Raw genomic sequence first — 13,984 nt, 5'->3', positions numbered from 1 at the left:
GGCCCTGGCCGTGCGAAGCTCAGTCAGTATCCCACGCGGTCACTCGGCATCTTCACCTTGCCTTAAGCAAATCCGGGCTACGTTAGCCATGGTGATGAAGACTCGATTTCAATGGGCGCTTCCTGCCGCACTTGCGCTTGCGACTGTCATGCCGGGTGCGGATGCACAGACCATGGATGCGGCTGGCCAGCCGGCCCCTCCCGCGATCACGCTGGAAGACGCAATTCGCCGGGCGCAGGCCGTGGACCACGGCTACGTCTCCGCGCTCGCGGAGAAAGGCATGGCTGATGCGCAGAAGACCATCGCGCGCTCTGATCTGCTGCCCAACGTCGACTATCACAACCAGGCGCTCTACACTGCGCCCCAAAAGCCCTATGCCGCGGTCGACACCAAGACCGGAAGCTCCAGCGTCAACCCCGTCTTCATTGCAAACAATTCCGTGCGTGAGTACGTGAGCCAGGGCGTGGTCACCGAAACCGTTGGCCTGGGCCGCGTGAGCGAACTCCGCCGCGCTGGCGCGGAAGCCGCCGCCGCGAAGGCCCGGCTGGAGATCGCCCGTCGCGGCCTCGTCGCCACCGTCATCGGCGATTTCTACACCCTGCTCGCGACCGAACAGAAGGCTCGCGTCGCGCAGGACGCGCTGGATGAGGCGAATCGCTTCTCCAAGCTCACCGGCCAGCTCGAAGCTGGTGGCGAGGTTGCTCACGCCGACACCATCAAGGCTCGCCTGCAACAGCAGCAGCGCGAACGCGAGCAGCAGGACACGCAGCTCGACGCGGAGCGCGCGCGCCTCGATCTCGCCGTGCTCCTCTTCGCCGATCCCACCACGCCCTATACCCTCTCTGCCGATCTCGAGCACCCTCCAGCCCTTGCGGCCAAGGCGGATCTCGAGGCCACCGCGAAGAGTTCGAGCCCGGATGTGCGCGCGGCCTTCGCGTCGCTGCGTGCTGCCGACCTCGGGGTCACCTCCAGCCGCGCGGCTTATCTGCCCGACCTCGCGCTGGCGTACAGCTATGGCATCGACAGCGATCACTTCACCGCGACCAACGCGGACGGCATCCGCAATCTCGGCTACTCCGCACAGGCCACGCTCGATATCCCTGTGTGGGACTGGTTCGCCACGCACGCCAAGGTGAAGCAGAGCGAGTTGCAGCGCGATGTGGCGAAGGCAGATCTCACCGTGGCGCAGCGCCGTGTCATCGCGCAGTTTCAAGAGTTCTACAACGAGGCCGACGTCGCCTCGCGCCAGATCACATCGCTGCAGCACAGCGTCGATGATGCGAAAGAGGCCCTCCGTCTCACCACGCTCCGCTATAGCAATGGCGAGGGCGCGATCCTCGAAGTCGTCGATGCGCAGAACACGCTCGTCGGCGCGCAGACTGCTCTGGCTGACGGCGTCGTCCGTTACTACACCGCGCTTGCCAATCTGCAAACGTTGACAGGAAATCTGCCATGACCTCCATTGCGAGTCCGCGCGGCGCTACGGCCGCTGCCGTCCTGATGTTGTCGCTGCTCACCTGCACGCTAGTGCAGGGATGCAAGAAGGCTGCCGATGATGCCGACGCCGCCCCGGTGGTCAGCGTGCAGGCCGAGAAGGCCGAGACCGGCAGCCTCACCGAAACCGTGAAGGCGGATACCGTGCTCGTACCCGTAGCCCAGGCCGCTATCGTGCCCAAGATCTCGTCGCCTATCCGCAAATTCCTCGTCCAGCGCGGCGATCGGGTTCGTGCAGGCCAGCCACTCGCCGAGCTCGAGAGCGCAGACCTTGCGGCCGCGGTCGTGGATTCGCGAGGCTCCATGGAGCAGGCGCAGGCCACCTTCACGACTACCTCCAAGGCGCAGGTGATCGAAGATCTGCAGCAGGCAAAGCTCAACGTCGATGAGACCAAAGCTGCCCTCGCCGTTCAGAAGGCGCAGACCGACGCTCGCGCGAACCTTCTGCAGCAGGGCGCTATCCCGCGCCGCGACTACGACACCTCGAAGTCTGCACTGGTGCAAGCGCAGGCCGCCTATGACATCGCCGTGCAGCACCTCAGCTCACTGGAACACGTGAGCCAACAGGCGACCGTTGAGGGTGCACAGGGTGGCCTCACCTCAGCGCGCGGCAAGTATGAAGAGGCCCAATCTGCCCTCGGCTACGCGACGGTGCGCTCACCGATCAGCGGCGTCATCACGGATCGCCCGCTCTACGCCGGCGAGATGGCGCAGGCTGGCCAGCCACTGCTCACGGTGATGGACACCTCTGTACTCCTCGCGAAGGTGCATCTGCCGCAAGCGCAGGTTGCGGTGCTCAAGGTCGGCGACAAGGGCAGCATCAGTATCGAAGGCACCGACCAGAGCGCGGATGGCGTCATCAGCTTGATCAGTCCCGCGCTCGACGCTGGCTCGACGACCGTTGAGGTCTGGCTGAAGATCCCGAACGCGCAGGCAAAACTCAAACCCGGCACACCGGTGCATGTGAGCATCGAGACCCGTACGCTGGACAACGTGACGACGGTGCCGAACGAAGGCATCGTCACCACGAAGGCTGGAGCGACTGCAGTGATGGTCATCGGTGACGATGGCGCGGCGCATCAGCGTGTGGTCAAGCTCGGCATCACCGATGGCAAGGACACCCAAGTGCTCGATGGCGTGAAGCCCGGCGAGATGATCGTCACCACGGGCTCGCAGAGTCTGGAGAGCGGCACCAAGGTGAAGGTTGGCGCCGCGGATGACGACGACGACAAGGCTGCGGGGGACGCAAAACCGGCCGCCGGATCCCCGAAAGACAAGGACGACAAGTGATGGTCGCTCCCGACTCGCGTCCGCCGACGGATTCCGCCGCGCTGCTCTGGATTCTGCGTCGCCGATCCACGCTGATCTTCCTCATCGTGGTCGCGGCCATGGTCGGCGTCTACTTCGCCGCGCAGATCCCCATCTCCGTCTTCCCGGAGACGAATTTCCCGCGCGTCGTCATCGGCATCGACAACGGCGTCATGCCTGTCGAGCAGATGCAGGTCACGGTGGTGAAGCCGATTGAGGATGCGGTGAACACAGTGCCGGGCCTCGCGACCGTGCGCTCCACCACCAGCCGCGGCCAGGCTGAGGTCAGCCTCTTCTTCGACTGGAACGTGGACATGTTCCGCACGCTCCAACTCGTCGATGCGGCCATCTCACGCGTGCGCCAGCAGCTTCCCCCCACCGCCAACATCACCACCAACCGGCTTACCTTCGCGACCTTTCCGATCCTTGGCTATAGCCTCACCTCCGACACAGTGCCGCTCTCGAAGCTATGGGAGGTCGCCACCTACGATCTCAAGCCGCCCATCAATCGTCTGCCTGGCGTCAGCGCCGTCGGCGTGCAGGGCGACCAGATCCCCGACTACGAGATCGTCGTCGATGTCGGTCGCATGCAGAATGCTGGCGTCACGGTTGCGGACATCCAGACCGCCGTGCAGAACACCAACTCGGTGGACTCGCCCGGCCTCTATCGCGATCATCAGCATCTCGTGCTAGGCCTCGTTGGCGGACAGGTGCATGATCCTGAGCAACTCGGTCGCATCGTCATCAAGACCACGACAGCGGGCATTCCGGTCACGGTGAATGACGTCGCCACGGTGCAAGCCGCCACCTCGCCCACGTACACGATGATCCGCGCCGAGGGCAAAGAGGCCGTACTGCTCAACATCACGCGCCAGCCCACCAGCAACACCGTGCAGGTGGCGGATGAGGTCGCCGCGGAGATCGAGCAACTCAAGCCGTCGCTGCCTCCAGGCATCACCATCCGCCCGTACTATGACCAGTCGCACCTGGTGCGCGAGAGCATCAACAGCGTCCGCGACGCGATTCTCATCGGCCTCATCCTCGCGACGGGCATCATCGTCGTCTTCCTGCGGGACTGGCGCTCGTCCCTCGTCGCCGGGCTCGTCATCCCGGTCACCGTCGCGCTCACCTTCATCCTGCTTTACGTCTTCGGCGCCTCGTTCAACCTGATGACCCTCGGCGGCCTCGCCGCAGCCGTGGGCCTCGTCATCGACGACGCCATCGTCGTCGTCGAGAATATCGTTCTCCATCGTGCAGCGGGAGAAGGCAGAGCCGAGGCCATCCGCCTCGCCCTCCGCGAGATCGCTGTACCGCTGATCGGCTCGACGGTCACGCCCATCGTGGTCTTCCTTCCGCTCATCTGGGTCTCGGGAGTGACGGGCAGCTTCTTCCGCGCACTGGCGATTACCATGGCCTCGGCGTTGCTCGCGTCGTTGCTGCTCGCGGTCACCTGGACACCCACGCTCAGCTACCTTCTGCTGAAGGATGTGCCAGAAGGCGAAGCGCACAAGCATGAGGAATCGGGCTTCATGCTCCGCGTGCTCAACTTTTATGAGCGCTGGCTGCGCTTTGGTCTCGCCCAGCCCGTCATCGTCTTTGCGGGTTGCGCCGTACTCCTGCTCATTACCTTCTTCGGCTACAAGAGCCTTGGCAGCGACCTGTTACCCGAGATGGATGAGGGCGGCTTTGTGCTGGACTACATCATGCCCGCGGGCACTTCGCTGCAGGAGACCGACCGTGTGCTCAACCACGTCGAGGCCATCCTCCAGAAGACCCCCGAGGTCGATTCCATCTCCCGCCGCACCGGCGCCCAGATGGGCCTCGCCGCCGTCACCGAAGCCAACACCGGCGACATCACCGTCAAGCTCAAGGACAATCGCAGTCGCGGCATCGACGAGGTCATGGCCGACGTTCGCGCCGACATCAAGAAGACCGAGCCCGAGCTCGACGTCGAGTTCACCCAGGTGCTCCAGGACATGATCGGCGATCTCTCGAATGCGCCGGAGCCCATCCAGATCAAGCTCTTCAACAACGACCCAGTGATCCTCTCCGACGTCGCCGAGCGCGTCGCGAGCACGATCAAGGCGCAGCCGGGCGTCGTGGACGTGGAAAACGGCATTGAGAACACGGTCAGCGGACCGTCGAGCACCTGGCAGATCAACACCGACATCGCAACCCGCCTCGGCTTCACCGCACAGGACGTCACGAATGACGCAGACGCAGTGGTCGAGGGCCTGCTGCTCAACACGCCGCTCATCCAGAACGCCAGGCCCTACGACGTCCGCGTGCGCTATCCCGCCGAAGCCCGCGTCTCGCAGGACGCCGTGGCGAATGCGGTACTCGTCGGCACCGGAGGCCACCTCGCTACTCTGGGCTCGCTCGCTACCCTGACCCAGAACCCCGGAGAGATGGAGATCCGCCGCGAAAATCTGCAACGCCTCGTGACCGTCACTGGCCGCCTCGAAGGCGCAGACACCGGCACAGCCGTAGCCAAGGTTCAGAAGAACGTCGCCGCGCTGCACCTTCCGGCGAACATCTTTGTGCAGTACGGCGGCACGTGGGCGGAACAGCAGAAGTCCTTCGCCGAGCTCACACGCGTCCTGCTCGTCGCCCTGCTGCTGGTCTTCGGCGTGCTCCTCGCGGAGTTCGGCAACTTCTCCGCCCCCATCGCGATCCTCACGTCGTCGGTGCTCTCAGTGTCAGGAGTGGTCTTCGCCCTGCTCGTCACGGGCACAACCTTCAATGTGGCCTCGTTCATGGGCCTCATCATGGTCATCGGCATCGTCGCGAAGAACGGCATCCTCCTGCTGGATGCCGAGCAGCGCAACGTCGCCGCGCACGAGAGCCTGCTCGAATCCGTAGTCCACGCCGGTCGCCGCCGCCTGCGTCCTATCCTGATGACGGCGCTTGCGGCCATCACTGGCATGCTGCCGCTGGCCTTCGCCCTCGGCGCGGGCTCGCAGATGCTGCAGCCACTGGCGATCGCCGTCATTGGAGGTCTGATGATCTCGCTGGTGCTCTCCCTGGCGGTGACACCGCTGGTCTTCTACGTGCTCAACAAGCCACGCCCCATGGCAACGGAGTAGATCCCACCGCGCAGCGGCGCACACGGGAGCAAAAAAGGGGCACGATCCGGAGTCAGATCGTGCCCTGCTGCAAAAACGTTTTGTCTTGATGTCGAAGAGCTACTTGCTGACGACGATGATCTTGAAGCTATCCGGCTTGGCTGTGGCCTTGCCGTTCGTGGTCACAAAGTCTGCAGTCGGCAGATAGATCTTTCCGGCTTCCGTGTCGAGACCCATCGTCTTTGCGCCAACGGCGGTCTGGACGGTCTGCTCCACTGCAAAGCTTCCACCCTTGTCGTCAGCTACGGTCAGCGAGCCATCACGGCAGCTCGCGAACGCCTGGCCTTTGCCGTAGGCCGTCGCATCCACCCCCGCTCCAATGTCCACCGAGCCCTCGATCTTGCCATCGACCGTGCTCATCACCACGAGCTTCTGCGGTCCGCGGCAGCCGATGAACAGCTTGTGCGCGGCGCGGTCGATGCTGAGGCCGACGGGCTTGCCACCTGGAGCCACCGGATACTTCGCGAGCACCTTGCCCGCTTTGATATCGACCTTCGCGACCAAGTCCTTGTCCTCGAGGTTCACGAAGACGATGTCGCCATCAGCAGCCAGGAATTCCGGCTTGCCACCGAGCTTGATGATCTCCGGCTTGCCCGTCGTCAGGTCCAACGACGGTTTGTAGACCAGCAGCGCCTCACTGTCGCCGGCAGACACCAGCACGCGATCTGCAGCCTCGTCGTAGATCACACCGTCGGCATCCGCCGCTGCGGGAAGGCTGCCCAGCACAGCGTAAGTCTTCAGGTCGAACACCAGCAGTCCGCCCTCACCCGCGCCCTGCGTCGCAAAGCCGCGATTGACAGCCGGCACGATCGCGATGCCATGCGCTCCCTTGATGCCCGGAATGTCGCCCAGCAGCTTGCCGGACCCCGCATCGATCACCTGAGCATGCGTTCCGCGCGGCACGAACAACCGGTGGCCCTTCGCATCTACCGTCAGGTAGTCGAAGCTCCCCATGCCGCCGACGTTGAAGGTCTTCTCCACATGCCACGTCGCCTGCCCATGGGCGACGAGCGCCGTCGCCATCAAGAGCTGAACCACACCACACGCGCGCGAGCGCATCTTCACACCACACCTCCAGAGTTTCCGTCCATTTTGCAGACGTGAGGGCAAGGTAGCACTCGAATCCTGAAGCCAGCCTGAAGGTGTACCTGCGCTTCACAGGCCGCATCGCTCCTCGCAGCCACAGCCGTTCGTTCGCAGTCTTGCACCGCCTACAATGGAGCGACTCCTTTGCGCTGGGCGGCCATGCAGGTATGAAGTCCAACAACCGCTGGTTCGTCGTCGCGATGCTATGGCTCGTCTGCTTCCTCAACTATGCGGACCGCCAGGTCATCTTCGTTGTGTTCCCGCTGCTGCGTCGCGAGTTCTCCCTGAGCAATGCGCAGCTCGGCGCGCTCAGCGCCTCCTTCATGGTGGTGTACGCTCTCACCGGGCCGTTGGCCGGCTGGATGTGCGACCGCACCTCGCGGCGCAGGCTGGTCGTGGGAGCGCTCGTCTTCTGGTCGCTGATTACAGCCTTGAGTTCGCTCGCCCACACCTACTGGCAGCTGGTCGCGGGCGTCGCGCTGGCGGGCCTCGGCGAGGCCTTCTACTTCCCCGCGGCGATGTCGCTCATCAGCGACCACCACGCCGCAGACACACGTTCGCGAGCCATGGCCTTCCACCAGTCCGGTGTCTATGTCGGCAGCATCGCAGGTGGTTGGCTCGCCGGGATACTCGGCCAGTATCTGGGCTGGCGTGCGGGCTTCCGAATTTTCGGCGCAGCAGGAATAGCCTTGGGCCTTTTGCTGGTCGCTCTCTTGCGGGAGCCTGCGCGAGGCTTCTCTGACGCGGATGCCGGTCCCATCCGCGCAGATTACGGTCTGCGGGCGTCCCTGGTGGAACTCGCGCGCAATCGCCACGCCCGGCTGCAGATGTGGGTGTTCGTTGGAGCGAACTTCGTCGCCATGGTCTTCACCGTTTGGATGCCCACCTACCTCTTTACGCGCTTCCACATGGACCTCAGCCTCGCCGGACTCAACGGCACAGCCTATCTGCAGATCGCCTCGATCGTGGGAGTGGTTAGTGGCGGCGTGCTGGCGGATACCACGGTGCGCCGGTCCGGCGTGCAAGGGGGCGTCGGCCGCATGCGCGTGCAGGCGGCCGGGCTGCTCTGCGGAGTTCCGTTTCTCTTCCTCAGCGGTTGGGCTGCGAGCGTCAGCTTTGTCCTCGCCGCAATGATCGGGTTCGGCCTCTGCAAGGGCGTCTACGAAGCGAGCTTGTGGGCGTCGCTCTATGACGTCGTGCCGGTCGAGCGACGCGGCGCCTCGGTGGGCGTGATGAACTCGCTGGGATGGCTGGGCGCCGCCGCAGCGCAACTGATCGTCGGCGTGGCATCGGAACGCGTCAGCCTCGGCATGTGCCTCAGCGCGACCGCGGCGATCTATCTCACCATCGGCCTCATGATGCTGCATGCCTCGCGCACGGTCTCACGCGGTAACGAGCCTGCTCCTGCGTAAGCCTTTAGCCCTTGCTAACGCCCGACGTGGATCGCAGTGCCCAGCAGGTTGGACCGGACGAGAGCCTCCAACGTCTGCTGACTGGGCTGCTCCACCCGGACCACCGGCGGGTTCGCCGCTAGCATGTTCGCCCGCGAAACGAAGACCGGGCGATCGCTGCGTGCCGGAGCCAGCGCCCGCTGGTCCACCGGAGCCGCCTTGGTTCGTGCGTGGTATTCGCGCCGAATCTTCGGAGGAAGCACCATCACCTGCGGCTCAGGCGCCTTGGGTGCGGGAATAAGGATCACGGGAGGGGCCTGCAACGGGGGTGCCGTCGCGACTACATCGGAGGTCTTCTTCCGTTTCGTACGGGGGGAGGAGGAGGGGCGTTCCAGGCGTTGCACGATATCTCGAATCAGTTGAAGCTTAGCGATCTCTGCGTCTATCTCCTGCAGAGTATGTTGAAAGTCCATGCCGACAGCATATTCCTCTGAATCAAGCTTTGGACAGGCTATCCATAGATTTCCTTGCGGGTTTCCTGCCTGTGTTTCGATAAGATTCCCGTCTTTGGCGTAGCGGCAAGTGGAAAGGTAATGCAGGTAAGTCCCTTTCGCCATTATGCGATGCCGCCCATAGCGGGATCGGTAATGCCCGGTTTTCCCGTCTCTACGCGCCCGGAGAAGCGTATCTCCCCATGTTCCGGCGCGCGAACACTGTAGTCGTACCAGCCGTGGTTGCGCGAGCTCGCCAGCAGGATCACCTGTGGCCTGCCCGGAGGCAGCGTCTTGTGCTGGGGAGGCGTTCCGTAGGAGTGATCCATGATTTCCACCGTCAGTGGCGTTGGGGCTGTGCTGCGCAAAAGCAGCTGGAGGTTTCCGGTCGCGACATCGTTCCGTACCTCGTAACCAATCTCCAGCGTGACCTGCAACGGCGTGGGGCCCCCACGGAAGCATCGGTAGAAGCCATTCGGCGCGTGGACCTCGACCTCATATCCGCCCTGTGCAAACAGCGCCAACGGATAGGAGCAGACCTGCGTGTCCCCCGCGCGTACCGCATAGGTAGCAACCTGCATCTTCGCTGCGCCGGCGAGGTTCCGCAGATAGACGTTGAACGGAGCGCCTGCCGATCGCGCTCCGTGCAGCTTATCGCCCCCACGCAGCTCGAGCTCGAAGTGCTTCCCATCGTCGCTGAGGCGTCCTCCGGCATAGAGCTCGTAGGGCAGCGCACATGCCGGCCGGGTTCCTGGCTCCTGCTTCGGCATCCACCCCGCGAGTGCAGAGGCCGGGGCCCCAGGAGAAGTCTGGCTCTGCGTCAGCTCTATCGCCCCGAGCCTTCGATAGCCCGAGGGGACAGGCTTGAACTGAGCCTCCGCAATGCTCACCAGGAAGGGGTCGCGCTTCACATAGTCGAGCTGGGCGTCGGCTGGATCATGTGGGCGAAAGACCGACGTCAAGTCCCCGGAGATCGCCCGCCGCCACGCGCTGATGTTCTCCTCACGCACCGGCTGGCCATGCCTGTGCTCGATGAACGTCTCGAGAAACTGCAGCGTCGAGCTATGGTCGAACAGCTGCGAGTTCACCCAGCCTCCGCGCGTCCACGGCGAGGCCACAATCATCGGCACACGGAAGCCCATGCCTACAGGTCCCGAGCGAGCATCTGCTTCCGCCACGCCCATCGCGAGTTCATCCTCGCGGTAGACATACTCCAACCCGGTGTCGATTCCCGCCGAAGCGCCGCCCGTCTCGGGATGCTTCGGATCCGCCGCCACGTAGGAGGGAGCATGGTCAAAGTAGCCATCGTTCTCGTCGTACGTGAGGATGAAGATAGTCTTCTGCCACACCTCGGGGTTCTTGGTCAGGATGTCCATGACCTCCGAGATGTACCAGGCCCCGAACCATGGCGCGCTCGGATGATCCGAGAAGCGTTCCGGCGCGGTCAACCAGGAGATCGTCGGCAGCTTACCCTCGCTCACATCCTTGCGGAATTCATGGAGCACATCGCCCCGCGGCACAGAGATACTCTGCGGTTTGCCCTGGGCCTCGAATGGGAGGACCTCAAGCGAGTGGTAGTGCGGGTCATCGTGGTTGGTGGCAAACGCCCTGTGATAGAGCTCGCGCTGGTGCGCGGCGAGCTTGCTGTAACGGGTCTCGCCGCTGTCAGCCAGCATGCGTTCTGCTGCCGCGATCTGGCTTTGGACCTTCTCGATCTCCTGCCGCTGGCTCATCGCGTCAGAGCCTTCACTTGCCTTCCCGAGCTTGGCCTCCAGCGCGCTGGCCTCTGCCTTCAGGCTCACAAGAAAGTTCTGTGCTGCCGCCGCAAAGCCTGGATAGGCCTCCACGTTGTACTGTTCGAAGCACTCCAGCACGTTGTCGCCGAAGTTCGAAAGCCACGCGGCTTCGTCGCCGGTCAGCTCTGAGCGTGTGAGCTCATTCTGGTAACTCTTCCAGGAGACACCCGCCTCCTGCAGGCGCTCCGGGAACGTGCTCCACGTCAGGCCTCCAGGATCGATCTGTTCGTTGCGCATGTGCGCCTTCGCTGTCGGATGTTGCGACTCGCGCACCGTACCCGTCCAGAAGACACAACGGTTCGGCGAGGTGCTGGTCATCACCGAGCAGTAATGCTGGTCGCACACCGTGAATGCATCAGCCAGGGCGTAGTAGAACGGCAGGTCCTGGCGCGTGTAGTAGCCCATCGTCAGCGGAAGGTGTGCGTACTCTTCGTGCCCGGACCGCTTCGCCTCCAGCCAGCCATCATGCAGGCCTCCGTTCCACGCGTCCACCTGGCTGTGGCGTGAGTGCGGCAGCGAGCCCATCCACGTCACGCGCGTGTCCTTGATGTCCAGCCGCCACGGGACGTAGGTCTCACCGGCGGTGTCGGTCTGCGCAAAGACGGACTGGTCGTTCGCCAGCCGTAACGCGCGGGGATCGTTGAAGCCACGCACGCCGCGCAGTGTGCCGAAGGTGTGGTCGAAGGACCGGTTCTCCTGCATCAGGATGACGACATGCTCGGCATCGAGGAACGTCGAGCCAGGCCGCGGCTCAATGGCATAAGCGCGTTGCACGGAGTCGGGGAGAAGCTCGCTGGCGCCAGCGCAGGCCAGGGCGGCTGCAAACTTCAGGAAATCACGACGGGAGGACATGGGACGCATGATATCCGAGAAGGCATCACGCCATCATCGCAACCAGCTCGCGAACAGATGAATTCTGTCAGGCGCGCCCAGCACATAGGAGCTTCCGTAAGATGATGCTGTCGGGGACTCACGTCTACTCCCGAGATTCGCTCTGGTCACAGGTCGCCGGTTCCCTCATGAAGATTGCGTTCGCAGTTGCTTCGGTGTCGATGACGTTGGCTCTCTCACTACACGGAATGGCGGCCCCAATGCCGGCTCAGCTGAACGTGATGCCGATGCCCGCGCACTTGGAACGGCACGAAGGCGCGCTCGCGCTGCGATCGACCTTCGTCGTCGACACCTCCGCGAATGCCAACGATCGTCTGCGCGACGCCATCGCCCGCTCCGTGACGCGCATCGACAATGTCACCGACCTCCGCCATGTAGGACCTGGAGTGACCCCTGCGACTTCGCTGCATGTCCAGATCGGCCATCTCGCAAACGCTGTGCAAAGCGTCGATGAAGATGAGAGCTATAGGCTCGATGTATCCAGCGATGGCGTACGCATCGCCGCGCCAAATGAGCTCGGCGCGATGCATGCGCTCGAGACGCTGGTTCAACTCGTGCACCCGGCTGGCGATCACTACGAGCTTCCCTTCGTCAGCATTCAGGACGCTCCACGCTTCCCATGGCGCGGCCTGCTCATCGACTGTGGCCGCCACTTCGAGCCCATCGACGTCCTCAAACGCAATATCGACGGACTCGCTGCAGTGAAGATGAATGTCTTCCACTGGCACCTCACTGAAGATCAGGGCTTCCGCATTGAAAGCAAGCTCTATCCGGAGCTCACGGCCAAGGGGTCCGATGGATTGTTCTATACGCAGGAGCAGGCCCGTGACCTCGTCGCGTATGCGCGTGCCCGCGGCATCCGGGTCGTGCCCGAGTTCGAGATGCCCGGCCACAGCACAGCATGGCTCGTGGCGTATCCGGAACTCGCGAGTGGAACAAAACCCGACGGCATTCGCCGCGAGTTCGGCGTGAGCAACTACGCCATCGATCCCACGCGTGAAGAGACCTACAGTTTCATCGCTCGCTTCCTCGGCGAGATGACCACGATCTTTCCTGACGAGTATGTGCACATTGGCGGCGATGAATCGCCCGCGCCGGATTGGAAGACCAATCCGCGCATCGTCGCCTTCATGCGCGCGCACAATCTCAAGGACAACGCCGCCCTGCAGGCCTACTTCAACACCCGCGTGCTGCAGATCCTGAAGGGTCTGCACAAGCACATGATCGGCTGGGATGAGGTGCTGACGCCGGGCCTGCCGAAGGATGTCGTCGTCCAGTCCTGGCGTGGCTCGGAGTCACTCGCGAAGAGCGCGAAGCTCGGTTACCAGGGCATCCTCTCCGCACCGTACTATCTCGACCACATGGACTCCGCAGCGAAGCACTATCTCGCTGATCCTCTGCCCGCGGACTCGGAGCTTACGGCCGCGGAGGGTGTGCGCGTGCTCGGCGGCGAGGTGACGATGTGGGGCGAGCATGTCAATGCACACACCATCGACTCACGCATCTGGCCACGCACCGCAGCCATTGCCGAACGCTTCTGGTCTCCCGCAAGTATCCGCGACGTCGACGATATGTATCGCAGGCTCGCTGTCGTCTCCGTCCAATTGGAAGCCTCGGGCCTCACGCATCTCACCTCGGAAGACGCGGCACTACGCGCCATGGTGCATTCGACCTCCATCGCCCCGCTGCGGACCTTCGCACAAGCCTTCCAGCCCGTCAGCTTCGGCGAGCGATACCATGTGCAGCGCACCGACCAACTTACGCCACTCGACAACTTCGTGGATGTCGTCGTGCCGGATCCTCCCTCACGGTACTGGCTGGAGAGCACGATGAAGCGCTTCCTTGCTGACCCCCGCCACAACACCGCGGACCGCGACGCTCTGCTCGCGAAGTTCGCACAGTGGAAGCAATGCCTCCCCGCTGTGCGTTCGATGACGGCCACCTCCCCACAGCTCGCCGCCATGAGTCATAGCGCCGACGAACTGGAGCAGGTGATGACGGATGCGGAAACTGCGGTGCATCATCTCGCGGATGGCCGCGCGCTTGCCCCGGCATGGAAGCAACAATCCGCCGCGCGTCTCGATGTCTTCACCAAGCCGAGGCCTGAGTCGCTGGTTCACTTTGTGGGAGCGGTGCCGTTGCGAGCACTCTTCGAGGCCTCCTCGAAATAACACGTCCTCATCGAGGCGGTGCTTTCATGGTTCGAATAACGAGCGTCGTGTGCGCTAAGCGCGGTCATCCGTTATCCTTGAGGCAGACATCAAGAGTTGAGCTGAGTGCTCAACGCCAACCTGCTCCCGCGCAAGGTGGCGTCCCGCTCCGGGAGATGTGGCCGATCCGGCAAACTTTGGGATCACGCCGCGCGTCAGTACCGCTCTTCGATGAATGACGAACGAAAGGCT

The 13,984-nt window shown here is 63.5% G+C and carries 8 protein-coding genes and 1 riboswitch; of the genes, 5 read left to right on the top strand and 3 right to left on the bottom strand.

The genetic code is table 11. The features are described 5' to 3' along the window. The first annotated feature begins 94 nt into the window (after positions 1-94). From AC5E6W_RS14890 to AC5E6W_RS14880, 3 genes are read left to right on the top strand one after another with little or no spacing between them, the layout of a single operon-like run. Positions 95-1,456, top strand: coding sequence for a TolC family protein (locus AC5E6W_RS14890; protein WP_491753102.1), 1,362 nt, complete (start codon positions 95-97; stop codon positions 1,454-1,456). Beyond that, entirely contained in the window at positions 1,453-2,784 is a 1,332-nt protein-coding gene (locus tag AC5E6W_RS14885) for an efflux RND transporter periplasmic adaptor subunit (RefSeq protein WP_491753101.1), read from the top strand. Before AC5E6W_RS14890 ends, AC5E6W_RS14885 begins: the two co-directional genes overlap by 4 nt. Beyond that, positions 2,784-5,888 carry an efflux RND transporter permease subunit gene (locus AC5E6W_RS14880; protein ID WP_491753100.1) on the top strand — a complete coding sequence of 1,035 codons (3,105 nt, stop codon included), beginning with the start codon at positions 2,784-2,786 and terminating at the stop codon, positions 5,886-5,888. The genes AC5E6W_RS14885 and AC5E6W_RS14880 overlap by 1 nt, the downstream gene beginning before the upstream one ends. A 99-nt stretch (positions 5,889-5,987) precedes the next feature. On the opposite strand, the gene AC5E6W_RS14875 is transcribed toward AC5E6W_RS14880, so the two are convergent. Then, the gene (locus tag AC5E6W_RS14875; protein ID WP_491753099.1) at positions 5,988-6,992 is read right to left on the bottom strand and encodes a YncE family protein; all 1,005 of its coding nucleotides are present in this window, start codon (positions 6,990-6,992) and stop codon (positions 5,988-5,990) included. A 188-nt stretch (positions 6,993-7,180) separates the two neighbouring features. On the opposite strand from AC5E6W_RS14875, the gene AC5E6W_RS14870 reads away from it, so the two are divergent. After that, complete coding sequence (locus AC5E6W_RS14870) at positions 7,181-8,425, top strand: MFS transporter (protein WP_491753098.1); 1,245 nt, start codon at positions 7,181-7,183, stop codon at positions 8,423-8,425. A 14-nt stretch (positions 8,426-8,439) separates the two neighbouring features. Here the strand turns inward: AC5E6W_RS14870 and AC5E6W_RS14865 are convergent, their stop codons facing one another. Further along, entirely contained in the window at positions 8,440-8,712 is a 273-nt protein-coding gene (locus tag AC5E6W_RS14865) for a hypothetical protein (RefSeq protein WP_491753097.1), read from the bottom strand. 308 nt (positions 8,713-9,020) lie between these two features. Further along, the gene (locus AC5E6W_RS14860; RefSeq protein WP_491753096.1) at positions 9,021-11,543 is read right to left on the bottom strand and encodes a phosphocholine-specific phospholipase C; all 2,523 of its coding nucleotides are present in this window, start codon (positions 11,541-11,543) and stop codon (positions 9,021-9,023) included. A 101-nt stretch (positions 11,544-11,644) separates the two neighbouring features. Between AC5E6W_RS14860 and AC5E6W_RS14855 the strand changes: the two genes are divergently transcribed. Further along, entirely contained in the window at positions 11,645-13,753 is a 2,109-nt protein-coding gene (locus AC5E6W_RS14855; protein WP_491753095.1) for a beta-N-acetylhexosaminidase, read from the top strand. A gap of 81 nt (positions 13,754-13,834) precedes the next feature. Further along, positions 13,835-13,940: riboswitch (SAM-I-IV-variant riboswitch) on the top strand. Positions 13,941-13,984: the final 44 nt, after the last annotated feature.

The organism is Bryocella sp., assembly GCF_058498515.1.
Note: the sequence above shows the minus strand (reverse complement) of the source record. Positions and strands in the feature narration are given on the sequence as shown.

Bases quoted from the DNA above. Each gene is read 5' to 3' on its own strand.
- AC5E6W_RS14880 (WP_491753100.1), top strand. From the start codon at position 2,784: ATGGTCGCTCCCGACTCGCGTCCGCCGACGGATTCCGCCGCGCTGCTC.
- AC5E6W_RS14860 (WP_491753096.1), bottom strand. From the start codon at position 11,543: ATGTCCTCCCGTCGTGATTTCCTGAAGTTTGCAGCCGCCCTGGCCTGC.
- AC5E6W_RS14885 (WP_491753101.1), top strand. From the start codon at position 1,453: ATGACCTCCATTGCGAGTCCGCGCGGCGCTACGGCCGCTGCCGTCCTG.
- AC5E6W_RS14870 (WP_491753098.1), top strand. From the start codon at position 7,181: ATGAAGTCCAACAACCGCTGGTTCGTCGTCGCGATGCTATGGCTCGTC.
- AC5E6W_RS14855 (WP_491753095.1), top strand. From the start codon at position 11,645: ATGATGCTGTCGGGGACTCACGTCTACTCCCGAGATTCGCTCTGGTCA.
- AC5E6W_RS14890 (WP_491753102.1), top strand. From the start codon at position 95: ATGAAGACTCGATTTCAATGGGCGCTTCCTGCCGCACTTGCGCTTGCG.